At 72.8% G+C, this 23,294-nt stretch carries 20 protein-coding genes; 12 read left to right on the top strand and 8 right to left on the bottom strand.

Translation table 11 applies throughout. From position 1 onward, the window contains the following. Positions 1 to 6 precede the first annotated feature (6 nt). Positions 7 to 1,467 (bottom strand): MFS transporter, encoded by a 1,461-nt coding sequence (locus ACZ60J_RS06590; protein WP_469679331.1) that lies wholly within the window; start codon positions 1,465 to 1,467, stop codon positions 7 to 9. A gap of 162 nt (positions 1,468 to 1,629) precedes the next feature. Then, a complete protein-coding gene (locus tag ACZ60J_RS06585) occupies positions 1,630 to 2,277 on the bottom strand; it encodes a TetR/AcrR family transcriptional regulator (RefSeq protein ID WP_469679330.1) in 648 nt (215 codons plus the stop codon). Between the two features lie 99 nt (positions 2,278 to 2,376). On the opposite strand from ACZ60J_RS06585, the gene ACZ60J_RS06580 reads away from it, so the two are divergent. Then, complete coding sequence (locus ACZ60J_RS06580; protein ID WP_469679329.1) at positions 2,377 to 3,438, top strand: oxygenase MpaB family protein; 1,062 nt, start codon at positions 2,377 to 2,379, stop codon at positions 3,436 to 3,438. Positions 3,439 to 3,506: 68 nt separating this feature from the next. Here the strand turns inward: ACZ60J_RS06580 and ACZ60J_RS06575 are convergent, their stop codons facing one another. Both ACZ60J_RS06575 and ACZ60J_RS06570 read right to left on the bottom strand, forming a co-directional pair. After that, positions 3,507 to 4,046: an EF-hand domain-containing protein gene (locus tag ACZ60J_RS06575; protein ID WP_469679328.1), complete on the bottom strand. Its 540-nt coding sequence runs from the start codon at positions 4,044 to 4,046 to the stop codon at positions 3,507 to 3,509. A 132-nt stretch (positions 4,047 to 4,178) separates the two neighbouring features. Next, positions 4,179 to 5,087: an NAD-dependent protein deacetylase gene (locus ACZ60J_RS06570; protein WP_469679327.1), complete on the bottom strand. Its 909-nt coding sequence runs from the start codon at positions 5,085 to 5,087 to the stop codon at positions 4,179 to 4,181. Between the two features lie 113 nt (positions 5,088 to 5,200). Here ACZ60J_RS06570 and ACZ60J_RS06565 point away from each other — a divergent pair, with 113 nt between their 5' ends. From ACZ60J_RS06565 to ACZ60J_RS06550, 4 genes are all read left to right on the top strand, one after another. Next, positions 5,201 to 6,253 (top strand): redoxin domain-containing protein, encoded by a 1,053-nt coding sequence (locus ACZ60J_RS06565; protein ID WP_469679326.1) that lies wholly within the window; start codon positions 5,201 to 5,203, stop codon positions 6,251 to 6,253. Further along, positions 6,250 to 6,870, top strand: a complete 621-nt coding sequence (locus tag ACZ60J_RS06560) for a TetR/AcrR family transcriptional regulator (protein WP_469679325.1) — start codon at positions 6,250 to 6,252, stop codon at positions 6,868 to 6,870. The genes ACZ60J_RS06565 and ACZ60J_RS06560 overlap by 4 nt, the downstream gene beginning before the upstream one ends. A 95-nt stretch (positions 6,871 to 6,965) precedes the next feature. Next, complete coding sequence (locus ACZ60J_RS06555; RefSeq protein WP_469679324.1) at positions 6,966 to 7,271, top strand: DUF6247 family protein; 306 nt, start codon at positions 6,966 to 6,968, stop codon at positions 7,269 to 7,271. Next, the gene (locus tag ACZ60J_RS06550; protein ID WP_469679323.1) at positions 7,268 to 7,528 is read left to right on the top strand and encodes a hypothetical protein; all 261 of its coding nucleotides are present in this window, start codon (positions 7,268 to 7,270) and stop codon (positions 7,526 to 7,528) included. Before ACZ60J_RS06555 ends, ACZ60J_RS06550 begins: the two co-directional genes overlap by 4 nt. Positions 7,529 to 7,714: 186 nt before the next feature. On the opposite strand, the gene ACZ60J_RS06545 is transcribed toward ACZ60J_RS06550, so the two are convergent. Then, positions 7,715 to 8,749 (bottom strand): aldo/keto reductase, encoded by a 1,035-nt coding sequence (locus tag ACZ60J_RS06545; RefSeq protein WP_469679322.1) that lies wholly within the window; start codon positions 8,747 to 8,749, stop codon positions 7,715 to 7,717. 105 nt (positions 8,750 to 8,854) lie between these two features. On the opposite strand from ACZ60J_RS06545, the gene ACZ60J_RS06540 reads away from it, so the two are divergent. The 3 genes from ACZ60J_RS06540 (at position 8,855) to ACZ60J_RS06530 (ending at position 12,529) form a co-directional block, all read left to right on the top strand. Further along, positions 8,855 to 9,550, top strand: coding sequence for a TetR/AcrR family transcriptional regulator (locus ACZ60J_RS06540; protein ID WP_469679321.1), 696 nt, complete (start codon positions 8,855 to 8,857; stop codon positions 9,548 to 9,550). A 217-nt stretch (positions 9,551 to 9,767) separates the two neighbouring features. After that, positions 9,768 to 10,499, top strand: a complete 732-nt coding sequence (locus tag ACZ60J_RS06535; RefSeq protein ID WP_469679320.1) for a hypothetical protein — start codon at positions 9,768 to 9,770, stop codon at positions 10,497 to 10,499. 107 nt (positions 10,500 to 10,606) lie between these two features. Beyond that, the gene (locus ACZ60J_RS06530) at positions 10,607 to 12,529 is read left to right on the top strand and encodes a DUF2264 domain-containing protein (protein ID WP_469679319.1); all 1,923 of its coding nucleotides are present in this window, start codon (positions 10,607 to 10,609) and stop codon (positions 12,527 to 12,529) included. Between the two features lie 37 nt (positions 12,530 to 12,566). On the opposite strand, the gene ACZ60J_RS06525 is transcribed toward ACZ60J_RS06530, so the two are convergent. After that, entirely contained in the window at positions 12,567 to 13,982 is a 1,416-nt protein-coding gene (locus ACZ60J_RS06525) for an amidase (protein WP_469679318.1), read from the bottom strand. A 357-nt stretch (positions 13,983 to 14,339) separates the two neighbouring features. Here ACZ60J_RS06525 and ACZ60J_RS06520 point away from each other — a divergent pair, with 357 nt between their 5' ends. Beyond that, a complete protein-coding gene (locus tag ACZ60J_RS06520; RefSeq protein WP_469679317.1) occupies positions 14,340 to 15,014 on the top strand; it encodes a deoxynucleoside kinase in 675 nt (224 codons plus the stop codon). Between the two features lie 177 nt (positions 15,015 to 15,191). Here ACZ60J_RS06520 and ACZ60J_RS06515 read toward each other — a convergent pair whose 3' ends face one another. Together ACZ60J_RS06515 and ACZ60J_RS06510 are read right to left on the bottom strand one after the other, a co-directional pair. Continuing rightward, entirely contained in the window at positions 15,192 to 16,622 is a 1,431-nt protein-coding gene (locus ACZ60J_RS06515) for a nucleobase:cation symporter-2 family protein (RefSeq protein WP_469679316.1), read from the bottom strand. Positions 16,623 to 17,016: 394 nt separating this feature from the next. Next, complete coding sequence (locus ACZ60J_RS06510; protein WP_469679315.1) at positions 17,017 to 17,709, bottom strand: helix-turn-helix domain-containing protein; 693 nt, start codon at positions 17,707 to 17,709, stop codon at positions 17,017 to 17,019. A 352-nt stretch (positions 17,710 to 18,061) separates the two neighbouring features. On the opposite strand from ACZ60J_RS06510, the gene ACZ60J_RS06505 reads away from it, so the two are divergent. The 3 genes from ACZ60J_RS06505 to ACZ60J_RS06495 all read left to right on the top strand — a co-directional run bounded on the left by ACZ60J_RS06505 (position 18,062) and on the right by ACZ60J_RS06495 (position 23,250). Beyond that, the gene (locus ACZ60J_RS06505) at positions 18,062 to 19,522 is read left to right on the top strand and encodes a nucleobase:cation symporter-2 family protein (RefSeq protein ID WP_469679314.1); all 1,461 of its coding nucleotides are present in this window, start codon (positions 18,062 to 18,064) and stop codon (positions 19,520 to 19,522) included. Positions 19,523 to 19,996: 474 nt separating this feature from the next. Beyond that, complete coding sequence (locus ACZ60J_RS06500) at positions 19,997 to 21,007, top strand: questin oxidase family protein (RefSeq protein WP_469679313.1); 1,011 nt, start codon at positions 19,997 to 19,999, stop codon at positions 21,005 to 21,007. Between the two features lie 134 nt (positions 21,008 to 21,141). After that, positions 21,142 to 23,250 (top strand): MMPL family transporter, encoded by a 2,109-nt coding sequence (locus ACZ60J_RS06495; RefSeq protein ID WP_469679312.1) that lies wholly within the window; start codon positions 21,142 to 21,144, stop codon positions 23,248 to 23,250. The last annotated feature ends 44 nt before the right edge of the window (positions 23,251 to 23,294 follow it).

Here is a 23,294-nt window from a genome sequence, read left to right as displayed (position 1 = left end):
GCGCGGCTACGGGGAGCGCGGGCCGGGGCGCCCGCCCGCGCTCGGGTGGCCGCCCGTACGGGCCGCCCGGCGCGGCAGGGTGACGGCCGCCAGCGGCAGGGCGAAGAGCAGGACGCAGCTCGCGACCACGAAGGACGCCGAGGTTGCGGCGACGGAAATGACACCGGCCCCGTCGGCGGAGTTCTCGTTCACGGCCAACGCGACGGCCCCCGCCGCCGCGAGCCCGACGGCTCCGCCCAACTGCCGGATGCACTGGCGCAGGACGGAGGCGTCCGCCCTCTTGTCCGGAGGCGCCACGCGCATGAGCTCGGCGCTCAGGGCAGGGACAGGCAGCCCCGTCCCGAACCCCGAGAGGAGCATCGCGGGGACCTGCCAGGGGTATGCGAGCGACGGCAGGACGACCGTCCAGGCCACCGTGCCGACGGTGGCCGCCGACAGGCCGAGCAGGACGGGCACCCGGACCGAGCGGTAGTGGTCCAGCAGGTACCCGGAGAGGAAGGTTCCCGCCGCGGAGGCCGCGACCAGGGGAAGCAGGGCGGTCCCGGTGGCGAGGAGCGAGAAGCCCATGCTCTGGCGCAGGTACACCGTGCCGTGCACCAGCACGATCAGCTGCGGGCCCTGCACCAGGAAGGTGAGCGCCACAGTCGCGGTGTACGGGCGGATGCCCAGGAGCCGCAGGTCGAGCAGGGGCCGGCGGGACCTCAGGACGAGCCGCACTGCCAGGAGCATCGCCCCGGCACCGACGGCGAGCGCGGTGAGCGTCCTGACGTCGGTGACGCCCCAGACACCGCACTGGTAGAGCCCGAGGACGAGCACCACCAGGGAGAAGATCACCACGAGGGGCTGCACCACGGACAGCGGGCCGCCCCCCGCCCGGTTGCCCAGCCGGGCCCGCGAGATCATCCACAGACACGCGGCGCCGACGGGCAGGTTGACGAGGAAGACGGAGCGCCAGCCGAGGAGTTGCGTGAGGACCGCGCCCACGATCGGGCCCAGGAGGAGGAAGAGCTGCGCCAGACCGGCGTAGACGGCCAGGGCCCGGCCCCGGGACCGTTCCTCGTACACGTCCGTGATCACGGACGTGGCCACAGGCGTCATCAGCGCGCCGCCGATGCCCTGCACGGCCCGGACCGCGACCAGGTACGGCTCCGCGGCGTCGCCCGGCGGTGCGAGTGCGCAGAGCCCCGACGCGACGGCGAAGACGGCGGTCCCGGCCCGGAAGGTGGTCAGGCGGCCGATCCTGCGGGCCAGCATGCCTCCGACCGGCACGAACGCGGCCAGTGCGAGGACGTAGACGAGCACCACGCCGTGCATCATGAAGGTGGTGAGCCCGAGGCTGCGCGCCATCGGTTCGAGGGCGACCGCGACGATGGTCTGGTCCAGGCCGACCATCCCCGCCGCGCATCCCACGGCCGCGACGACGTAGCGCCTGCGGGGCGGAAGCTGTCCTTCGGGCGAAAGCCGCATGTGCGGAGTCGACTCCTGCTCCCCGGGGCGTTCGGCGGCTCGCGCGGCCGGGCTCCCGCGCCCGCCCAGTATGGGACGGACGCGGCCGATCCGGCGCGGACCGGGTCGCCGGGCGTGGCGGCAGAGCAGGCCCGCTCTCGGGCAAGACCCGAAAGAGACGGCCTAGCGCCAGATGCCGCCCAGCAGGAGCTTCAGTTGGCCGGCGAGCCGGTCGGCGTCGATCGCCTCGGCGGAGGTCAGTGCGAGGCGGGCGAAGTGTTCCGCGGAGGCGACCAGCGCGTGGGCGAGGACCTCGGGGTCCGGTGCGGGACCTGCCGCGGCCGGCACGGACTCGATCCATGCGGCCACCCGGCGCCGGAACCGCTCCCGGTCGGCTTCGATGCGTGCGTGGACAGCCGGGGGAGTGGTCGCCGGAGTCAGCAGGATCAGGCGCCAGGTGTCCGGGTCCTCGCGCAGCATGGCCGCCATCCGGTGCACCGCCTCGCAGGCGAAGTCGACCGGGTCGCTGGTGCGGAGGGTGTCGGGAACGCTCGCGAGCAGGCGGGTGAACGCGCGCAGCTGCTGCCGGTCCAGGAGGGTGAGCAGTAGGTCGTCGAGGTCCTCGAAGGCCCCGTAGACGACGGAGCGGGCGACCCGCGCCCGCTTGGCGATGGCGTCGATCGACACCCGGCCGTAGCCGTCGCTCACGATCACGGCGAGGGCTGCGTCGAGCAGCTGTTCGCGGCGCTCGGCCATCGGGACGCGCGGAGCGTAGGGGCGCCGCCTGCGCGGGGTGCGCGGGCTGTCGGTGGGATCCGTCGGTGTCGACATCTTGGCATCTTACGACAGTCGTGTCTTAATTTAAGACAGTCCTGTCTTATTGGGGGAGCGGTACGCACCCGCTGCCGGGAACACAGAGGGAGCGGTCTGATGGCCCGACTGAACGGCAAGGAAGTCGAACCGCACGCGGACTACGGGTTCTTCGGGCCCGGATCCGTGGTCTGGAAGGTGTGGAGCTACCCGACGGCGCCCACGGTGGGCTTCCAGCGCTCGGTGGTCGTGGAGGAGCTCGACCCGCCGCTGGTGGCCGCGGTCCACGGCACCCAGGGCATCTACGAGCGCACCCGCACCCGCTACGACCGCACGCTGCGCTACTTCGCCATGGTGGCCTTCGCCGGCTCGGACCAGGTGTGCAAGGCGGCGGACATCCTGGTGAAGGTCCACTCGAAGGCCATCGGCCACCTGCCCTACGGAGAGGGCACCTACGACGCCAACGACCCCGCCTCGCAGCTGTGGATACAGCTCACCGGCTGGCACTCGATCCTCTACGCCTACGAGAAGTACGGGCCCGGCAAGCTCACCGCCGAGGAGGAGCGGGAGTACTGGGAGTCCTGCGCCCTCGCCGCCGAGTTCCAGACCTGCTCGCCCGACGACGTCCCGCGCGACCGGGCGGGCATCCGGGCGTACTTCGAGCGCATGCGCCCGCAGTTGGAGGCCAGCCCGATCGCCCGGCAGGCCATGCACCACCTCCTCGACACCAGCCTCGTCCTCCCGCCGACCGCGTGGTGGATGAAGCCGGCGCGGACGGTCGTCGCGCGGACGCACCGGATCGCCACCATCGCCACCATGCCGCGCTGGATGCGGGAGATGGCGCAGATCCGGCAGTCGCGCCTGCTGGACGCGCTCGTCGTCCCGGTCATGCGGATCTCCTTCGCGCTCGCCCACCTCAGCCCCCGGGTCGAACTGTTCCTGCTGGGGATGCTCTCCCCCTCCACGGTCGCGGTGGTCGCGCCCGTCAAGCTCGGCGTTCCTCCCCGCACCAAGGAGGTCCTCACCCCCGAAGAGGCCCGCACCCGGTACGGCTACGCGAAGCCCGCCGAGGCACACGCCGAGTTCAGGGCGCGCCAGGCCGTACGCGTCTTCGGTGACGGGAAACCCGCGAGTGACCAGGGGCTCGTCGAATCCCAGGAGGTGCTCGGCCCGCTGGCCTGAGGGGGCGGTCAGGGCCGGCGGCACCCGGCCCTGCCTCCTGCGCCCGGCTCCGCCTCCTGCGCCCGGCCCTATGCGGCGAACCGGCCGCAGAGCCAGTTGCCCGGTTCCGCCGGATCGTCGCTCATCCAGAACTGCCGCCACAGCAGGGCGAATTCCTCGCGGCTGAGGTGCCCGTCACCGTTGAGGTCGAGCAGCTCGAAGACGCCCGTCATGTCCACGGGCTGCCCGTTCCAGGTCTCGACGAGGCGGTGGTGCTCCTCCGGCGAGATGCGGCCGTCGCCGTTGGAGTCCACGGCCGCGAAGACGGTGTCGGCGGTCGCGGTGACCTCCGCGACCATCCCGGGCAGCCTGTCGACGAGGGAGAGCAGCTCACCCATGTCGACCGCCCCGTCCCCGTTCGCGTCCCCCGCTTCGAGCAGCGCCTCCCACCAGCTCATCAGCAGGGTCTCGACGCGTGCGCGCAGCTCCGTCCCCGGACCCACGCCCGGGAGTCGGCTCCAGCGGTCGACGAGGGCCGCGAAGTCCTCCTCGCGCAGATAGCCGTCACCGTCCGCGTCGAACGCGGCGAACATCCCCCTGAGCTTTCGCTCCTGAAACGCGCTGGCCATGACCGGCCTCCCTCGTCGCGGAACCGAACCACCCACGGCCGCGGACCTGCCCGGCCCGTGGCGGACAGCGCGTAACTCTAGGTCGGGGTGCGCCCCCGCCTCCACGGGCACATGTGAGCGAAGCGGTCCCCCTCAGTGGTGCGCGGGCCGCTCGTCGAGGTCGAGCGGAAGGCCCAGCCCGTCCGCCAGGGTGGTGAGGGTCGTTCCGAGGGGGAGCGCGACCCGGGTGACGGCGTGGCGGTCGCCGCGGGTGGGGTCCCGGTTGACGATGAGTACGGGCTTGCCCGCCTGCGCCGCCTGACGGACGAACCGGAGCCCGGACATCACGGTCAGCGAGGAGCCGAGGACCAGCAGCGAGGCCGCCGCGTCGACCAGTGCGCGGCAGTGTCCGACCCGCTCCGGGGGCACGCTCTCGCCGAAGAACACCACGTCCGGCTTGAGGATGCCGCCGCACCGCGCGCAGGGCGCCGGGCGGAAGTCGCGGACCTGGTCGTCGGTGAGGTCGGCGTCGCCGTCCGGGTTCAGCGCGGCGGGCGTCGGCTCGAAGCCCCGGTTGGCCTCCTCCAGGCGCAGGGCGAGTTCCTGCCGCGTGCTGAGGTCGCCGCAGGAGAGGCAGACGACCCGGTTCAGGCTTCCGTGGAGTTCCACCACCCCCTCGCTCCCGGCGGCCTGGTGCAGTCCGTCGACGTTCTGGGTGATCACACCGGAGAGGATCCCGGCACGCCCGAAGGCCGCGACGGCCCGGTGTCCGGCGTTGGGTGCGGCGCGCCCGAACGTGCGCCAGCCGAGGTGGCCGCGCGCCCAGTACCGGCGCCGGGCCTGGGCGCTGTCGGTGAACTCCTGGTAGGTCATGGGCGTGTGCCTGCGCAGGCTGCCGCGCTCGCCCCGGTAGTCGGGGATGCCCGACTCCGTCGACATCCCGGCCCCGCTGAGCACCAGCACCCCGCCGGCCCGCAGGGCGTCTGCGACCGGCCCCGGGTCCGTGGTGCCGGGGGGCAGGTCCGCGGTCGGGGTCCAGCTCAAGGTGGGACGCGTACGCATGACGCCAGCGTACGGAAGCTCCGAAGCTGCCGCCCCGGTGCCCTTGCCGCACAAGGAATAACGATGTTATTTTCTCACCACGAAGTTTTTTCGCGAGTGCGGCGGGGGTTGTCATGGACAGCAAGCACGTCACGATCCTGGACGACGGCAGGGAAACCGTCGTAGCCGCGCAGGCGGGCCCGGAGGGCCGTGTCCTTCTAGCCCCCGAGGCGGTCGAAGAGGCCCTCGGCTGGGTCCGCAAGCCGCACGGATGGTGCCGCGGTGACCTGTGCGTGCCCCTCTTCGCCGCCGCCCGGGCCGAACACGACGGCCTGCTCGACCCGGTGGCGTTCGCGGAGATCCTCGACCGCCCGGTCGCGACCGACACGGGGGTGATCGCCCTCGGAGTCTCCGCGCAGGAACGCGCGCAGGCCCTCGCCGGAGCCACCGCCCCCGACTTCACGCTCCCCGACGCCGACGGTGTGCCGCACGCGCTGAGCGACCTGCGCGGCCGGAAGGTCGCCCTGGTCTTCTGGGGCTCGTGGTGCGGCTGCCGCTACGACCTCCCCGAATGGGAGCGCCGCCACGCCGCCCTCGCCGAGCACGGATTCAGCGTCCTCAGCGTCGCCGTGGACCGCCGCGCCGCCGACGCCGCGCCGTGGATCGCCGAAGCCGCGGTGACCCACCCCGCGCTGATCGACGTGGACGGCGCCGTGGCCGACCTCTACGACGTCCTGAACGTCCCGACCGTCCTGTGGATCGACGAGGAGGGGAAGGTGGCCCGTCCCAACGACACGCAGTTCGCCACCGACCTGTTCCGCGAACTGTCCGGCCTGGACTCCGGCGCGGCGCTGGCCGCACTCGACCGCTGGGTCCTCACCGGCGACAGCGGACTGTCCGGCGAGGACGTCACCCGGCACACCCGCCGCGCCACGGCTAACCAGCAGTCGGCCCGTACGGAAGCGGCCCTCGCCCTCTGGCTCCACCGGAACGGCCGCGCGACGGAAGCCGAAGCGCACTTCGCGCGCGCCGAGGAGCTCGCCCCGGAGGACCTGACGATCTGGCGCGGAACCATGCCCCTGCGCGGCCTGGACCCGATGGGCGACGAGTACTTCGCCAAGCGCACGGCGCTCACCGAAGCCGGCATCCCGATCTACCGCCCCCTCGGCGACTGGCAGCCGGCATGAGCGGCGACCTCTACACCCGCACCCAGGCCCAGGGCCAGGAAGCCCTCCGCGCCGCACTCCTCGACCTGGCCGCCCAGCTCCTCGCCGCGGAGGGGCCGGCCGCCCTGACCATGCGCCGCATCGCCACCGCGGCCGGCTGTTCCACCACGGTCCTCTACCGCCACTTCGGTGCGAAGGACGGCATCGCCGAAGCCCTGTACCAGGAGGGCTTCGCCCGCCTGCGGCGAAGCCTGGAGGCCGTCCCCCCGTCCGCCGACCCGCCCGCCCACCTGGCCGACCTGGGCCGCGCCTACCGCGAGAACGCCCTGACCGAACGCAACCTCTACCAGGTCATGTTCGCCGGCCTCATCCCCGGTTTCACCCCCACTCCCGAGGCCCGCGCGATCGCCGCCGCCAGCCTGGAGGTGCTCCGCGAAGCCGTACGGGCCTGCGTGGCGGCCGGCGTCTTCCGCCCGGACGTGGACGTCGACGAGGTCACGGACGTCATCTGGGCGGCCGCCCACGGCTCGATCACCCTGGAACTCGCGGGCCACTTCACGGCCGGGACGGCGGAACACCGCTACCGGACCCTCACCAGGGCCGCGGCGGACGCATTCGTGCAGGCGCCCGGAGCGTGACGGCTGCCCGTCCGTCAGGGGATCCCGCCGTGCCCGCATCCCGGGCGTCCCGGTACGCGTACCGTGGCGGTACGACCCGCCGGGAGGAACAGCCGATGAGCGCGCAGCCCGACCACGCCACCGTCACGCCGTACGCCCCCGCTCCGGGAGCCCCGGCCGAACTCCTCGGCCGGCTCCGTGCCGACCGCCGGGCCCCGCAGTGGGTGCCGGCCTTCGAGCGGGAGTGGGCCGCCGCGCTGGAGGAGTCCCGCGCCACCTTCTCCCTCACCGCTCTGTACGAGACCCTGCAGGTCTGGCAGGCCCGCCTCGCCTCCGCCCCGGAGGTCGACGCCTTCGTCGCCTCCGGCTACGACGACAGCGCCTTCGTGGAGACGGCCGTACCGCGGCGCAGGCGCCGGTGACCGGACAGCCGTACGCGATCCGGTTCTCCGGGCCCGCCGCCAAGGTTCTCGACAGCCTGCCCGACGACGCCGAGAACGCGGTGTGGGACGTCCTGGACGCCGCCGTGGCCGACCCGTGGGGGTTCCGCCAGTGGAACCCCGACGACCCCGAAGGCCAGGACGTGCGCCTGGCCTCCGTCGGCCGGCTGTCGGTCACCTACTGGATCAACCGGCCCCTGCACCGGCTGTCCGTCCTGAACATCCTGTGGCTCGGCTAGGCCGTCTCTTTCGGATCTTGCCGGGCCCGCGGCGCCCGGCACCGCGCCTGGCCGCACTGCCGGGGCGACCACGTACGCCCAGTACGCGAGCGCCCCGACAGCACGCCCAGGCACGGCACCGGACACCGCGGGCTCGGCCGACAAGATCCGAAAGAGACGACCGAAGGCCCGCGCGAGGGGCTAGCTTCAGACCGCCGGAGGGTTGAGGCGGGCGAAGCCCTCCTGCCGGTGGTACGGGAAGTAGGGGTAGGGGGCCGTCCGGCTGCTCGCCGCGTCCAGCTTCGCCATCTGCTCCGCGGTGAGCGTCCAGCCCACGGCGCCGAGGTTCTGGCGCAGCTGCTCCTCGTTGCGGGCGCCGATGATGACGGAGGACACGGTCGGACGCTGGAGCAGCCACCGCAGGGCGATCTGGGGCACGGCCCTGCCCGTCTCCCCGGCGACCTCGTCCAGGGCGTCGACCACGCGGTAGAGGTACTCCTCCTCGACCGGCGGGCCGTAGTCGGCGGTGTCGTGCAGCCTGCTCCCGGCCGGCAGCGGCTGACCGCGGCGGATCCTGCCCGTGAGCCGCCCCCAGCCGAGCGGGCTCCAGACGATCGCGCCCACCCCCTGGTCGATCCCGAGGGGCATGAGCTCCCATTCGTAGTCGCGGCCGACGAGGGAGTAGTGGACCTGGTGGGCGACGTAGCGCGGGCGGCCGTGCCGGTCGGCCGCGGCGAGGGACTTCATCGCCTGCCATCCGGAGAAGTTGGAGATGCCCGTGTAGCGGATCTTTCCGGCCCGGACCAGGTCGTCCAGGGCGGACAGCACCTCCTCGACGGGAGTGCCGGCGTCGAAGGCGTGCAGCTGGAAGAGGTCGATGCGGTCGGTGCCCAGGCGGCGCAGCGCTTCGTCGACGGACCTGATCAGACGGGACCGCGAGGTCCCCGCCGCGTCCGGGCCGTCACCCATGGGCAGGCCAGCCTTGGTGGAGATCAGCACCTGGTCCCGGCGCCCCTTGAGGGCGGCCCCCAGGACCTCTTCCGAGGCGCCGGCGGAGTAGACGTCGGCGGTGTCGAACATCGTGACCCCGGCATCGATGCAGATGTCCACGAGGCGGCGCGCCTGCTGCACGCCGGTGTCGCCCCAGGCGCCGAAGAGCGGCCCCTGCCCGCCGAAGGTGCCCGCTCCGAAGCTCAGTTCCGGCACCAGAAGCCCGGACGTCCCCAGCCGCCTGTACTCCATGACGCATCCCCTCATCACCCGCGACCCCATCTAATGGGGCTGCGGTTCCGTTAAGATGGCCCGAGCGTATCAAGTCCTGTCGCTTAATGGAACTGGAGTCCCGTTATGGAGTTCGCCGCAGCAGAGCCAGACCGGGTGGCCGGCCCGGCCGAACCGGGGGCCGGGCCGGGCGCAGGGCCGGGGAGCGCGCGGCCCGGAGGGCGTACGGCGCGGGTGCGGGAAGCGGTGCTCCGGGCCGCCGAGGACGTCCTGGCCGAGCGGGGTTTCGCCCACCTGGACCTCGCCGACGTCGCGCGGCGCGCCGACGTCGGGAAGACCACGGTCTACCGCCGCTGGGGCACGGTCGCCGGCCTCATGGCCGACGTACTGCTGGACATGGCGCAACAGTCCGTACCGCGGGCGGAGACGGGCTCCCTCCTCGGGGACCTGACGGCCAACGCCCGCCTGGTGTGCCGCACTCTGGCCGACCCGCGCCAAGGCGCCCTGTTCAAGGCGGTGATCGCGGCGGCCACCTGCGACCCGAAGGCGGCGGAGTCCCTGCACGGCTTCTACGCCGTGCGCGTCGAGGAGTGGGCGCAGTGCGTCCGCGAGGCCGTGGCCCGCGGAGAGGTGCCCGCTGGAACCGACCCGCACGAGGTGATCCGCGCGGTGTCCGCCCCCCTCTACTACCGCCTCCTGACCACGACCCTCCCGCTCGACGAGGCCGAGGCGGACCGCGCGGCGGCCGCAGCGGCGGCGGCCGCCCGCGCCGGAGCGTACGTACGGGAGGGAGAGCGGCTTCTCCCGCAAGGGCGGGCGTGACGGCGGGCGCCGAGGCCCCGGGCGCAGGTTATGGGTAGATTGCCGGATGCAGGGAAACTGCCCGACGACAGCGGACGGGCGCATAGAGTCCCAGCTCAGGAAGCCGGTTCCCGCAGCTGCGGGAACGAACCGGGGAACGTGGGGTGCGGCCTCCACGACAGCGCGCGGTCACAAGGAAGTGCCGGGCGGTGCGGTGGCCGAGAACGGAGAAGACCTGATGAGCGGGGCCGACGAGGGACGGCAGTGGCCGGACGAGATCAGCGTCGACAACGCGAGGACGACGCTCCTGCAACTCCTCGCGCGAGCAGGGGTCCCTGCCGATGACGCGCGCGAACTGACCGGCCTGCTGGAGGCGGGAGCGCTGGCGCTCGCCTACGAGGAACTGGGCGGCCGGGACCGGAGCGCGCCGGGGGACAAGGGCGAGCCCTACGACTCGGGGTGGCTCGACGGAGCCGCGGACGTGCTGGCGGAGCTGGGCGCCGTCACCGAGCGGACGCTGCTCCGGGTGGTCAGCCCGGAGGGCGACGAGGACGCGGCCGGCCAACGCCCGCGGGCCCGGCGCATGGAGGTGGAGCGGGCGCAGGTGGCGCTCACACCCCTGTACCTGTCGTTCGCCGAGGTCTCGGAACTGGATCCGGAGGCGACCGAGGAGGTGCTCACGGCCGTCCTCGCCACGCTGAGCCCGCGTCAGCGGGCCCGGTACGCCGGGCGGCTGACGGAGTTCACCGAGGAGCACCGGGCCCGACTGGGGCGGCTGTTCGCGACGTTCGGAGCGGGCAGCGCCATCACGGTGCACGGCCGCTTCTCGCTCGTCCACTCCGCCACGAGCATCGCCGTGCTCGAACGGCTCGCCGCCGAGCCGCAGGCGCTGCGGGAGGAGTGGGACGCGGCGGAGCTGCCGCCCGCGTGGCTGGACGGGCTGACGACGGCCTGGGACGCCGCGGCCTGAGCCCGGTCCGATCGCCGCGGCCCGGCCCCGGCGGATCGCTCGCCCCTTGATCCGCTCCCTTGATCCGTTCTCTTGACCCGATCCGGCCGTTCGATCAAGATCCCGGCATGACCCTTCCCGGACTGCCCCGCGAAGACCGCGCGTCGAGCCCGTACACCGGCTACACCCGCGCGCACTGGGAAGCGGTGGCCGACGGACTGCTGCGCGCGGCCTGGCGGTGGGCCACGCCGCGCGGGGCCCTGCTGGACCTGCCGGGACGGCCGTCGGTCTCGGGCGTGCGCTCCGACGGGCTCGAAGGCTACGCACGCACCTTCCTCGCCGCGGCCTTCCGGGTGTCGGGGGCCGGGGGAGCGGACCCGCACGGCTGGCTGGAGCGGTACGCGGACGGGCTGGCGGCGGGCACCGGGACGCCGGGCCGCGACGATGCGGAGTCCTGGCCGGTCATCCGCGACGTACACGCGGGCGGTCAGCCGATGGTCGAATCGGCATCGGTGGCCCTCGGGCTGCGGCTGACCCGGCCGTGGCTGTGGGACCGCCTCGACGGCGCCGTGCAGGACCGGACCGAGGAGTGGCTGCGCGGAGCCCTGCGCCACGTGCCCAGCCCCAACAACTGGTACCTCTTCCCGTACACCGTGGCCGGCTTCCTGGAATCCGTGGGCCGCGGCGACGCCGAGACGGCCAGGGCCCGCAGCCGGGCCCTCGACCTCCTGGAGGGCTGGTACGGCGGCCAGGGCTGGTACGCCGACGGCGACGGCAGGGCCTTCGACCACTACAACGGCTGGGCGCTGCACCTGTATCCGGTACTCGACGCGTACCTCGGCACCCACCTCGACGGCCCCCTCCCCGCCGGGCCGGACGGGCCGGCCCCGCACGGTGACCGCCTGCGGGCCCACCTGGACGGCTTCTCCCTCCTCTTCGGCGCGGACGGGGCGCCGATCCACTTCGGGCGCTCCCTCACCTACCGCTTCGCCGCCGCGTCCGCCGTCGGCCTCGGCGCGGTCACCGGGCACACCCCGCTCACCCCCGGCACCTCGCGCCGCCTGATCAGCGGCTCGCTGCGCTACTTCCTGGACCGGGGCGCCGTCGGCACCGACGGCCTGCTGGGCCTCGGCTGGCACGGCCCGCACGAGGCGACCCTGCAGCGCTATTCGGGTCCGGCCTCGCCGTACTGGGCCTCCAAGGCCTTCGTCTGTCTGCTCGCCCCGGCGTCGCACCCGCTGTGGACGGCGACGGAGCAGCCGGCGCCCAGCGAGGGCCCCGACCAGGTGCTCGCCCTGGCCGCGCCCGGGCTGCTCGTCCAGAGCACCCGCGCCGACGGGATCGTACGACTGCACAACCACGGCAGCGACCACGTCGGCCCCGACCAGCCGGAAGCGGCCCGCGACGAGGACCCGCTCTACTCCCGCCAGGCCTACTCCACCCGCAGCGGCCCCACCGCGAGCGCCAACACCCCGGACAACCACCTCGCCGTGGTCGTCGCGGGCGCCCGCAGCGTCCGGCGGCGCATCCACCCGCTGGGGACCGGTCAGGGCAGCGGCTGGGGCTGGGCCGCCTCCTGGCACCGGCCGGTCTTCCCGGGCGGCCCGCCCACCGTCCCGGGCCTGCGCGTGGAGAGCGTCACCTTCGTCCGCGGCCGGCACGAACTGCGCGTGCACCGGGTGTACGGAGCCCCGTACGGAGCCCGCGTGGAACAGACGGGCTGGGCCACGGGACCCGAGGAGCCCCTGCGCTCGGAGCTCCACCCGCTGCACGGCTGGGAGGCGCGCGACGAGGCGAGGGCGCCGGCCGGGACCGCCTTCACCCGGTGGGCGCGCGTGCCCCGGCTGACGGCCGAGGGCGGCGGAACGCGCCTCTACGCGGCGCTGGTCGCGCTCACCGGCGAAACCGGTCCGGAGCCGGCGACCGAAGCGGTCGCCGGGGTGACGGCGGACCAGGCCGCCATCGAGGTGCGGTGGGCGCGGGACGGGTCAACGACCCGGATCGCCTTCGAGCCCCTCCGGGTGGAGCACCTGCCGCCCGCCGCCGGCTAGCGGGCGCAGGCCCCGCCCCCGTCCTCGCGCGCCGAGGTCACTGGTCCTGGATGCGCCGGAAGGGCCGGTCCGCCTCCAGCTCGAACGCGATCTCCAGGAGCCGCCGCTCACCGCCGGGGCGCGCGGCGAACATGACGCCGACGGGCAGGCCGTCCGGCGTCGCGCCGGCCGAGGGCAGCGAGATCGACGGAGTGCCGACGACGTTGTCGACCGGCGTGAAGGCCACGTACGCGAGGATCCGCTGGATCAGCTTCGCGTAGGGAACGGTCGGGCTGAGGTGGCCGATCGGCGGCGTGGTGTGGGCGAGCACCGGCGACATCACGAGGTCGAGCCCGCGGAAGGACGCCGCGTAGGCCTCCTTCGTGCGCTTCAACCGCCGCAGTACGCCGGGAGTCCGCCGCCAGTTCCGCAGGTACTCTTCGCGCAACCCCTGGCTCAGGCCGTCCATACGGCGTCGGTCGAAGTCCGCGCCGAGGGTCCGGCCCGTGACGCCGAGGAGGAAGGACAGCATCCCCCAGTAGGTGAGGAAGTCGTCGGTGAAGCTCGGATCCATCCCCAGCTCCACCGGCTCCACCGTGTGTCCGAGCCGTTCGAGCGTCGCCACGGTCTCCGTGACCGTCGCCCGGGTGGAGGCGTCGGAGTGCACGCCGTTCGGCGAGTCCAGGACGAACCCGATACGCAACCGTCGCGCCGAGGGCCCTTCGACCAGACCCACGGGCGGCAGTCCGGGACTCGGCCGGTAGGTCTCCGCGGCGGCGAGGAACGCGGCGGCGTCCCGCACGGAACGGCTCACGACTCCGTCGGAGATGATGTCGAGGGGCAGCTGGCGGCCCAGGGCACTCGCCACCACCCGTCCACGGCTCGGCTTCAGGCCGACGAGCCCGCAGCAGGCCGCGGGTATCCGGATCGAGCCACCGCCGTCGTTGGCGTGCGCGATCGGCACGGCGCCGGCAGCGACCAGTGCCGCGCTGCCGCCCGAGGAACCACCCGCCGAGTAGTCCGTGTGCCAGGGGTTGCGCACCGGCTCCGCGCCGTCGTACTCGGTGGTCGGGCTGAACCCGAACTCGGGCAGCCGGGTCTTGCCCAGGACGGTGACCCCGCTGCTCAGGAGCTGTCGGGTGAACGGGGCGTGCTGCTTGGCGGCCCTCGGCCGGAAGGAGGTGCTGCCGTGGCCCGTCGGCAGGCCCTGGTAGTCGGTGTTGTCCTTGACGAAGGTCGGTACCCCGGCGAGGGCGCCGCCCGTCCCGGCGGTGTGGGCCGGCCCGTCGGCGTGCACCTGGACCGCGCCCAGTCGTGCGTCGACCGCCCGCACCCGTGCCCGGGCGTCCCGGGCGGCCTCGGCGGGGGAGACCTCGCCCCGCCGGATCGCCGCGGCGAGACCGACGGCGTCGTGCTCTCCCAGGGCATCGTCCCGGAAAGCGTGCACGATCGTCGGTCCGTCGAAACTCGTCACCGCTGCCTCAGCCTCCGCCGTGTGGATGGTTGCCCGCCATCATTGCCTACCGCCAAGTAACAGGCGAGACGTTCTCCGGCCGATCATCATTTATGCTTCATGGCGGCCGCGGAGCGGTGGCTCGTCGCTGTCCGCGGCACCTACGGAACGGCCGGTCCGGCTCGTCGAGGAGATGCCCCGCGTCCTGGCGCGGGCCCGGACGGGGCCGAACGACGCTGATCATGCACATGCGACGACCCGAAGATCCGGCGATCCGGAGATCACGGGGAATCGGGCGACCGCCGAAACGCGTCTCAGTGGGGTGGGGCGCCCGGCCCACGCGCCCGCGAACAGAAGACCCCCAGGGAGAAGTGAGGAATGCCAGTGATCTGCGTCGGAGGCATGATCGGAATCGGCAAGACGAGCGTTGCCGAGCTGCTCGCCAAGGAGCTGGGCAGCGAGGTCTTCTACGAGAGCGTCGAAGACAATCCGATCCTCCCGCTCTTCTACACGGCGAGCCCCGAGGAGATCGAGGCGAAGCGCTACCCCTTCCTCCTCCAGCTGTACTTCCTCCAGACGCGCTTCGCCGCGATCAAGGAGGCGTACAAGCAGGGCGACAACGTCCTGGACCGGTCGATCTACGAGGACTGGTACTTCGCCAAGGTCAACCACGACCTCGGCCGGATCAGCTCCCTCGAGATGCAGGTCTACGAGGGACTGCTGGGCGAGATGATGCGCGAGATCGACGGCCTGCCGTACCGCAAGGCGCCCGACCTCATGGTCTACCTCAAGGCCGACTTCGAGACGGTGCTGCACCGCATCGGGCTGCGGGGCCGCGATTTCGAGCAGGACGAGAACCTCGTCGAGTACTACCGGACGCTGTGGGCCGGCTATGACGACTGGGTGAACAAGCACTACTCGGCCAGCGAGGTCCTCGTCATCGACATGAACCACACGGACGTGGTGCACAACCCGGAGGACGCGGCCCGCGTGGCGCGCGAGGTCAAGGACGCCCTGGCGGCGGGCCGCCGTGGGACCCAGGTCAAGGCCTAGGCCTGGTCGTCGACACCCGGGGCGGCGCACGCGCAGCTCACGAATTCCTGCAGGGCCTTCCCGGTGGTCCCCGAAGCACTGGTCGAACCGGGGCTCTAGCCGCACGTAGAGCCGGTATGCGGGCAGGGCGGCCGGACACACGGGGCAGCCGTGTGCCGGCCGGGCCCTTCGCCGGTGTCAGTGCACGGGCACGGCGGAGGCGGGCTCCTTCTCCGGGGTGTCCTCCTGATCGGAGCGGCCGATGTGGTTGAAAGCGAGGTTGAGCAGCACCGCGGCGACGCAGCCGGTGCTGATGCCGGAGTCGAGGATGATGCGCATGCTCTCGGGGAAGCCGTGGTAGAAGCCGTCGCTGGCCATCGGGATCACGCCGACACCCAGGCTGATGGCCACGATGAGGATGTTGTCACCGCGTTCGAGCCCGGCCTGGGCGAGGGTCTGGATGCCGCTGGCGGCCACCGTGCCGAACAGGGCGAGGCCTACGCCGCCTAGAACGGGCTGCGGCACCAGGGAGACGACCGACGCGAGGAACGGGCACAGGCCCAGGAGGATCAGAATGCAGCCGCTCGCGGCCACGACGTAGCGGCTGCGGACCTTGGTGATCGCGACCAGGCCGACGTTCTGCGCGAAGGCGCTGGCGGCGAAGCCGTTGAAGAGCGGGCTCAGCGCGGTGCCCAGGCCGTCCGCGCGCAGCGCCGCGGCGAGGGTCTTCTCGTCCGCCGGCTTGTCGACGATCTGGCCGAGGGCGATGACGTCGGCGGTGCTCTCGGTCATGGAGACGATCATGACGATCATCATGGAGACGATCGCGGCGACGGCGAACTGCGGTGCGCCGAAGTGGAAGGGTGTGGGGAAGCCGATCACGTCGGCATCGGCCACGGCACTGAAGTCCGCGAGGCCCAGGGGCAGGGCGATCAGGGTGCCGGCGACGAGGCCGAGCAGGATGGAGATCTGCTTGAGGAACCCGCGCAGCACCCGGCGCAGCACCACGGTGATCAGCAGGGTCGCCGCGGCGAGGCCGATGTACTCGACGTCCCCGTAGTCCGCTGCCTGCGGGCTGCCGCCCTGGGCCCAGTTGAAGGCGACGGGCAGCAGGGACAGGCCGATCAGCGTGATCACGGTGCCGGTGACGACGGGCGGGAAGAAACGGATGAGCTTGCAGAACCAGGGGGCGAGCAGGAAGCCGAACACACCGGCCACGATCACGGCTCCGTAGATCACGGGCAGTGCGTCATCGGGGCCCTCCGCCTTGGCGATGGCGAGCATCGGCGCCACACCGGCGAAGGAGACGCCGTTGACGAAGGGCAGACGGGCGCCGATGTTCCAGAAGCCGAGCGTCTGGAGCAGGGTGGCGATGCCCGCGGCGAAGAGGCTGGCGCTCATCAGGAACGCGATCTCGCCCTGACTCAGCCCCACGCCGATGCCGACGACCAGGGGCGGGGCGACGACACCGGCGTACATGGCCGCCACGTGCTGGAGGCCGGCGCCGAGGAGCTTCCCGAAGGGCAGGGTCTGGTCGACAGGGTGCTTGGCGGTGGGGGCCGTATCGGTGGCCGTTTCAGGGTCCGGCTCGGGTGTCGGGGCGGGGCCGGGTGCGGCGGTGGGCGACAAGGAAGGTACCTCCAGGACTGCTGTGGCACGGCGGCCGCCGGGGTGGAGGGGCGCGCAGGAGTGCGGCCGGTGCCTCGGAGGGCCGTGTGGGCTGGTGCGACGACGCAGTCGAGCGGGCGGCAGAAGGGCCCGGGGGCAGGGAAGTGCCCTGAGCGGCGGGAACGAGTGACCGGGTTGCCCGAACCGGGGTGCCGTGGGGTGAGCGAGCCCCGACGGCCCTGCCAGAAGACTGCTTGAACAGATCGTCCACGATGCGGAAAGCAGTTTCCGTCTGGCTGGGTGGCTCTAGTGCCTCACGCGGAGGGGGCGCTGTCAAGACCCCGGATCCGGAAGGCGGGAGGCGTGGGATGGGGGAGGGGACGCGGAATGCGGGTGCACCGGAGCCGGGGTGTGGTCAGGCTCCCCGCGGCCGCAGTTGGTGCCACAGGTGTTCGTCGATCCGGTCGAGGAAGGTCATGGCCTCCCGCTCGGTGGTATCGGGGCCGGTGCCGGCGCCGCTCCGGCCGTGGTTGTCGATCCGCTGGTACTCCAAGTGGAGCCGCTCCAGGGCGCGTTGGATCTCCGCCGGCTCCACGGGCACGATCTTCGCGACGGGGCTCACGTAGTTCGGCCACCACCCGGTGACCGCCTCGCGCAGCAGTACGCGCAACTGTCCCGTCCGGCCGCACGCCCCGACGTAGCAGGCGGGCGACGGCCGGAGCACCTCGAACAGCGCCCGGGTCTGACGCCCCGACCCGCGCCACCGGTTGCGCCGTTCCGCTTCGGCGTAGCGGTCGCGCGTCATGCCGACCCCGGTGGCCGCCTGCTCCACGGTCAGCCCGAGGAGCGTGCGGCACTGCAGGAGCGTGGCCGGTTCGCCGAGCAGTTCGCCCGGTGAACACCACAACGCGGCTGCCAGCGCCTTGATCTGATGGGCCGTCGGGACCAGTTCGCCCTGCTCCCAGGCCAGCAGCGTGTCGGGGTGGAGCGGATGGCCCTGGAAGGCCGATACGGCCCAGGCGACCTGGCCGGGCGTGAGTCCGAGCCGCTCGCGCACACCGGCGGCGCGGCGCGGCTCCAGAGGGGGGTAGGGGGAGATTTCGCCCACGGCGGGGCTGTGGAGATCGTTTTGGGAGGGCATAGCCGCACACCGTAGGGCGAGAGGGCTCCGCAGCCAAGGCCCGATGGACTTGTGCGTACATCCAAAGAATCGGAGGAATCGATTCGCACCGCTGGAGGAGTTGACGGCCGGGGGGTCGGTTCGTAGGGTCGCAGTCGTCCACAGCGGAAAGTAAATTCCGCAATGAGGAATCTGGCCGCTTTCCGTACCCCGGAAACCGGCACGACTTCCCTCTCCCTCCGGGCAAGTCCGTCCACTTGTCCGGCTCTTCCGGCCGTGCTTCGCCCCCGACCGTCCCCGCCGCCCGCCGGCGGGGAGGTCCCTCGGAGGGACTCTCCCCTTGCGCTCCCGAACGCCCATCCCGCACGAACGTTCCACCTCGTCGATACCGCAGACCCCGCCCGTCCCCGTCCATCCCGCGGACGAAGTCCTGCCGATGCGGCGGATGGTCCCCGCCGCCCTGCAGCACGTGGCCAGCATGTACGCGGGCCTCGCGGCGCCCCCGCTGATCATCGGAGGCGCCCTGGGGCTGACCGCGGCTCAGCTCACCGCCCTGCTCGCCGCGAGCCTGGTGGTCGCGGGCCTGGCCACCGTCGCCCAGACGCTCCGCTTCTGGGGCGTGGGGGCCGCACTGCCCGTCACCAACGGCGTCTCCTTCGCCGTCGTGTCCCCGCTCGCGGCCGCCTCCGTGTCGCGGGGGCAGGACGCCCTGCCCCTGGTGTTCGGCGCCACCCTCGTCGCCGGAATCGTCTGCTTCCTCCTGGCGCCGGCCTTCTGCCGCCTCCTGCGCTTCTTCCCGCCCGTCGTCAGCGGTTCCGTCATCACGCTGGTCGGCCTCTCGCTGCTGCCGGTCGCCGGGGATTGGGCCCGGGGCGGCGACCCCGGGTCCTCCGGCTACGGCTCACCCTCCAACCTCGCGCTCGCCGCCGGGACCCTCGCCTTCACGCTCCTGCTCCACCGGCTCCTCAGCGGACGCTTCCTGCAGCGCGTGGCCATCCTGCTGGGCCTCGTCGCCGGCACGGCTGCCGCGGTGCCCATGGGCAAGGTCGATTTCCAACCGCTCTCCCAGGCACCGCTGTTCGCCTTCCCGGAACCCTTCGCCTTCGGCGCGCCCCAGTTCGAGCTGCCGGCCATCGCCACCATGCTCGTCGTCATGCTCGTCTCCATGACGGAATCCACCGCCTCCCTGATCGCCGTGGGATCCGTCGTCGACCGGCCGGTCGACCCGCGCGTCATCGCCGGCAGCCTGCGCGCCCAGGGGCTGGGCACCGCACTCGGCGGCGTCCTGGGGGCCTTCGTGAGCACCGCCTACGCCCAGAACGTGGGCCTGGTCGCGATCAGTCGCATCCGCAGCCGGTACGCGGTCACCCTGTGCGGAGCGATCCTGGTCCTCATGGGCCTGGTACCGGTCCTGGGCTCGCTCGTCGCCCTCGTGCCGCTGCCGGTGCTCGGGGGCGCGGCGGTCGTCTTCTTCGGCTCGATCACCGTCGCCGGCATCCGGACCCTGACCAAGGCCTCCCTGGCCACCGGGCACAACGGCATCATCGTGTCCGTCGCCCTCGCCTTCGGCCTCTTCCCCGTCACATCGGCCGACTTCTACGAGAGGCTCCCCGCGCCCGTCACCATGGTGCTCGGGTCGGGCATCACGGCGGGATGCCTCGTCGCCGTCCTGCTCAACCTGCTCCTGAACCACTTCGGGCGGGGCAGCGAGGCGAACGAGAGCCACGTCCCCGCCGCCCAGGTCAACGCCTTCGAAGGGATCGGCAGTTCGACCGCGACCGGGGGCGTCCCCTTCCGCTGACGGACCCCGCTGTTCCGCCGCTCGCGGCGCGGCGGAACCGGCCCAGAGCAGCGGGTACCTCTCCCTGCCCGCCCGGTCGACCCACGGGAGCCGCTCCCGTACGATCCCGCGCCTGCTCCCCGGAATCCGCTCCGTCAGCCCCCCGGCAGGTCGTGCATCCTGCGCAGTGCCATCGGGGAGCCCGCGGCGGCGAAGAGGAGCTCGTCGACGGCCGTTCGTGCGCAGCGCTCCCAGTCCGGCCGGGCCTAGGCCGTCTCTTTCGGATCTTGCCGGGCCCGCGGCGCCTGGCACCGCGCCTGGCCGCACTGCCGAGGCGACCGAGTACGCCCAGTACGCGAGCGCCTCGACAGCACGCCCAGGCACGGCACCAGCCACCGCGGACTCGGCCGACAAGATCCGAAAGAGACGGCCTAGGCCTGGTCCTAGGCCTCCGGCCCGTTACGGGATCCCCGTGGCCGACGTACGGTCGCCGGCATGGACACGACGGGCATTCTCGATGAGGCGCTCCACCGCTTGCACGGCTCCGGCCCCGAGCGGCTCGGCCGGCTGACCAACCACGCGCCGATGGCCGTCGAGGCCCTGTCCGTTCACGGGCAGGCCGGCTCGGTGCACCGCTGGCTCGATCTCTACGCGCGCAAGCTGGAGGAGTTCCCGTCGCGCGTCGAGCCGGTCACGGCCGCCAACTGGCAGGCGGCGCTCGGCGACCCGCGCCGCGCCGCCGACTGGATCGGGCACTTCGAGCGCGAGATCGCCGACCGGCCCTGGCGCGACGTGCTGGCGCAGTGGTGGCCGCGCCTCCTGCCCGGCCTGTACGGCGGCTCGACGCATCCGGTGATCCGGGTGGGCCACGCCGTACGCACCCTCCTGGCCGGCGAGAGCACCGCACCACGCCTGGCCGAGCTCGCCCACGGCCTCGGCTACTGGGCCGCCCGCCACCACCCCGTCGCGCCGCTCGCCGCACTGCCCGGCGCCGACGGTGCGGCCGCCGCCCTCGACGCGGTGCCGGCCATCGCCGAGATGAAGGGAGCCTTCCCCGACCGCCTCGCACGGGTCACGGGCCTGCCGCTGTGGGCGGCCACCTGCACGGAGCCCGACCAGGCACGCCTGCACCTCGCCGAGTTGGTCCGCGCGGCCACCCACCGCTACGCCACCCACGGCCACGGCGACGAGATCATGCTGGTCCACGCCGCCACGGCCCCCAACGCCGTGCTGCGCACCCTGCCGGCCCTCCCGCGCCCCCTGTGGGCGCCCAGCCTGCGAGCCGCCTGGACGGCCTCCGCCGCCGTCACCGCGATGTACGCACCCGGCACGCCGGTGGCGGTCACCCCGCCGGGCGTCCTCGCCCCCGCCGAGGTCTTCGAACGAGCCCTGGCCCACGGCGACGAACACGTCATCAAACTCACCGACACGGCGCTCGACATCGGCGACGAAGCAGCCCTCGCGGCAGCGCTGCGTTCCATGGAGCTGAGCGAGCCCTTGTCCTAGTAGCACCGGCTGGGGCTGGGCCTGAAATCTCCTCGGCCGGTCCGCATCCGTACCGGCCCTTCCCGGCGAAGACATGGGGCAGCACGAGCGATACTGCCGGTCACGCAACTTCTCGACGGATGCCCGGGAGCGTCATGTCCGCCTCACCACGGTTCACCCGATGGCTGGTTCCTGCCGTCCTCGTCCTGGCATGGCTGCTCGTCGGAGGCGGGCTCGGCCCGTACGCGGGGAAGCTCGGCGAGGTGGCCACCAACGACCAGACCGCGTTCCTGCCCCGCACCGCCGAGTCCACCCGGGTCGTCGAGGCGCAGAAGGCCTTCCGGCAGGACGAGAGCCTGCCGGTGATCGTCGTGTGGACGGCGAAGACACCGGGCGCGAAGCTCGGACCCCGGCAGCAGGAGGACGCCACGCGGGTCCTGGCCGGCCTGAGCGCCACCGGCCTGTCGCCCGGCCCCGCACCGGCCGCGTCCGCAGCCTTCCTCTCCGCCGACGGCCGCGCGCTGCAGGGCGTCGTAGCGCTCCAGCCCGACCTGGGGGAGGAGCTGCCCCGCACCCTGGAGGAGATCAAGGCTGCCACGTCGGAGGTCCCGGGCACCGTTGTGCAGTTGGCCGGTCCCGCGGCGAGCCGGGCCGACCTCTCCGATGCCTTCGCCGGAATCGACGGACTCCTGCTGGCCGTTGCCCTCGTCGCCGTCCTGCTGATCCTCCTGCTGGTCTACCGAAGCCTGCTCCTCCCCCTGGTGATCATCATCGGGGCCGTGTTCGCCCTGGGGCTCGCCTGCGGAATCGTCTACGTGCTCGCCGACCGCGGCATCGTCCGCGTCGACGGACAGGTGCAGGGGATCCTCTCGATCCTCGTGATCGGCGCGGCCACCGACTACGCCCTGCTCCTCACGGCCCGCTTCCGCGAGGAACTCCAGTCCCACGCGGACCGGTTCGCCGCCGTACGGGCCGCCCTGCGCCGGTCGGCCGGCCCCATCACGGCGAGCGCGGGCACCGTCGCCCTGGGCCTGCTCGCCCTGCTGCTGAGCGACCTCACCAACAACCGCGCCCTCGGCCCGGTGGGGGCGATCGGCATCGTGTGCGCGGTGCTGAGCACCCTCACCTTCCTGCCCGCCGTCCTCGTCCTCCTCGGCCGCGCCGCCTACTGGCCCGCAAAGATCGGGCACACCGCCGAGGACGGTGCCGGCCACGGCATCTGGAAGAGGGTGGCGGCCGTCGTGGACCGCGCCCCGCGCAAGGTCTGGGCCCTCAGCCTCGCCGCCCTCCTGGCCTGCGCGGCCTTCGCCCCCACGCTCAACGCCAAGGGCGTGCCGCTGGACGAGATCTTCGTGCACGACGCCCCGTCGGTGGCGGCCCAGCAGACCCTGAGCGAGCACTTCCCCGGCGGATCGGGCAACCCGGCCGTCGTGATCGCGGACGCCGACCGGCTCGACCAGGTCGTGCGCGCCGCCGAGCGCACCGAAGGCGTCGCAGCGGTCACCCCCTTCACCGCACCGGGTCCGCCGGGCGGCGCACCGCTCGTGGCGGACGGCCGGGTCCGCCTCGATGCCACGCTCGAAGCCGCCTCGGACAGCAGGGCGGCGCAGGAGACCGTCGTCCGGCTGCGTCAGGCGCTCCACGCCGTACCGGGCGCCGACGCGATCGTCGGCGGATACAGCGCGCAGCAGTACGACACCCAGAGCACTGCCGCTCAGGACCGTAAGCTCATCATCCCCGTCGTCCTGGTGATCATCCTGATCATCCTCGTGGGGCTGCTGCGCTCGCTGCTCATGCCGCTCCTCCTGGTCGCCACCGTCGCCCTCAGCTTCGTCGCGACCCTGGGCATCTCCGCGGTCGTGTTCCAGCAACTCCTCGGCTTCAGCGGCACCGACTCCTCCGTCCCCCTCTACGGCTTCGTCTTCCTCGTGGCTTTGGGGGTCGACTACAACATCTTCCTGATGACCCGCGTCCGCGAGGAGTCCCTCCTGCACGGCACCCGCAGGGGAGTACTGCGCGGCCTGGTGGCCACCGGCGGCGTCATCACCTCCGCCGGTGTGGTCCTCGCCGCCACCTTCGCCGCGCTCGCCGTCATCCCATTGGCGTTCATGCTCCAGATCGCCTTCATCGTGGCCTTCGGCGTACTCCTCGACACCCTCGTCGTGCGGTCCCTCCTGGTGCCGGCCCTCGTCCGGGACATCGGCCCGGCCGCATGGTGGCCGGGCGCGCTCAGCCGGGTCCCGGACAAGGAGGAGGACCACTGACCCCTCCACCGAAGAAGGCATTGAACCGGGCGCCGGGAGGGCAG

Source organism: Streptomyces sp. NPDC104226, from assembly GCF_055584085.1.
Note: the sequence above shows the minus strand (reverse complement) of the source record. Positions and strands in the feature narration are given on the sequence as shown.

Bases quoted from the DNA above. Each gene is read 5' to 3' on its own strand.
- ACZ60J_RS06590 (WP_469679331.1), bottom strand. From the start codon at position 1,467: ATGCGGCTTTCGCCCGAAGGACAGCTTCCGCCCCGCAGGCGCTACGTC.
- ACZ60J_RS06585 (WP_469679330.1), bottom strand. From the start codon at position 2,277: ATGTCGACACCGACGGATCCCACCGACAGCCCGCGCACCCCGCGCAGG.
- ACZ60J_RS06580 (WP_469679329.1), top strand. From the start codon at position 2,377: ATGGCCCGACTGAACGGCAAGGAAGTCGAACCGCACGCGGACTACGGG.
- ACZ60J_RS06575 (WP_469679328.1), bottom strand. From the start codon at position 4,046: ATGGCCAGCGCGTTTCAGGAGCGAAAGCTCAGGGGGATGTTCGCCGCG.
- ACZ60J_RS06570 (WP_469679327.1), bottom strand. From the start codon at position 5,087: ATGCGTACGCGTCCCACCTTGAGCTGGACCCCGACCGCGGACCTGCCC.
- ACZ60J_RS06565 (WP_469679326.1), top strand. From the start codon at position 5,201: ATGGACAGCAAGCACGTCACGATCCTGGACGACGGCAGGGAAACCGTC.
- ACZ60J_RS06560 (WP_469679325.1), top strand. From the start codon at position 6,250: ATGAGCGGCGACCTCTACACCCGCACCCAGGCCCAGGGCCAGGAAGCC.
- ACZ60J_RS06555 (WP_469679324.1), top strand. From the start codon at position 6,966: ATGAGCGCGCAGCCCGACCACGCCACCGTCACGCCGTACGCCCCCGCT.
- ACZ60J_RS06545 (WP_469679322.1), bottom strand. From the start codon at position 8,749: ATGGAGTACAGGCGGCTGGGGACGTCCGGGCTTCTGGTGCCGGAACTG.
- ACZ60J_RS06540 (WP_469679321.1), top strand. From the start codon at position 8,855: ATGGAGTTCGCCGCAGCAGAGCCAGACCGGGTGGCCGGCCCGGCCGAA.
- ACZ60J_RS06535 (WP_469679320.1), top strand. From the start codon at position 9,768: ATGAGCGGGGCCGACGAGGGACGGCAGTGGCCGGACGAGATCAGCGTC.
- ACZ60J_RS06530 (WP_469679319.1), top strand. From the start codon at position 10,607: ATGACCCTTCCCGGACTGCCCCGCGAAGACCGCGCGTCGAGCCCGTAC.
- ACZ60J_RS06520 (WP_469679317.1), top strand. From the start codon at position 14,340: ATGCCAGTGATCTGCGTCGGAGGCATGATCGGAATCGGCAAGACGAGC.
- ACZ60J_RS06500 (WP_469679313.1), top strand. From the start codon at position 19,997: ATGGACACGACGGGCATTCTCGATGAGGCGCTCCACCGCTTGCACGGC.
- ACZ60J_RS06495 (WP_469679312.1), top strand. From the start codon at position 21,142: ATGTCCGCCTCACCACGGTTCACCCGATGGCTGGTTCCTGCCGTCCTC.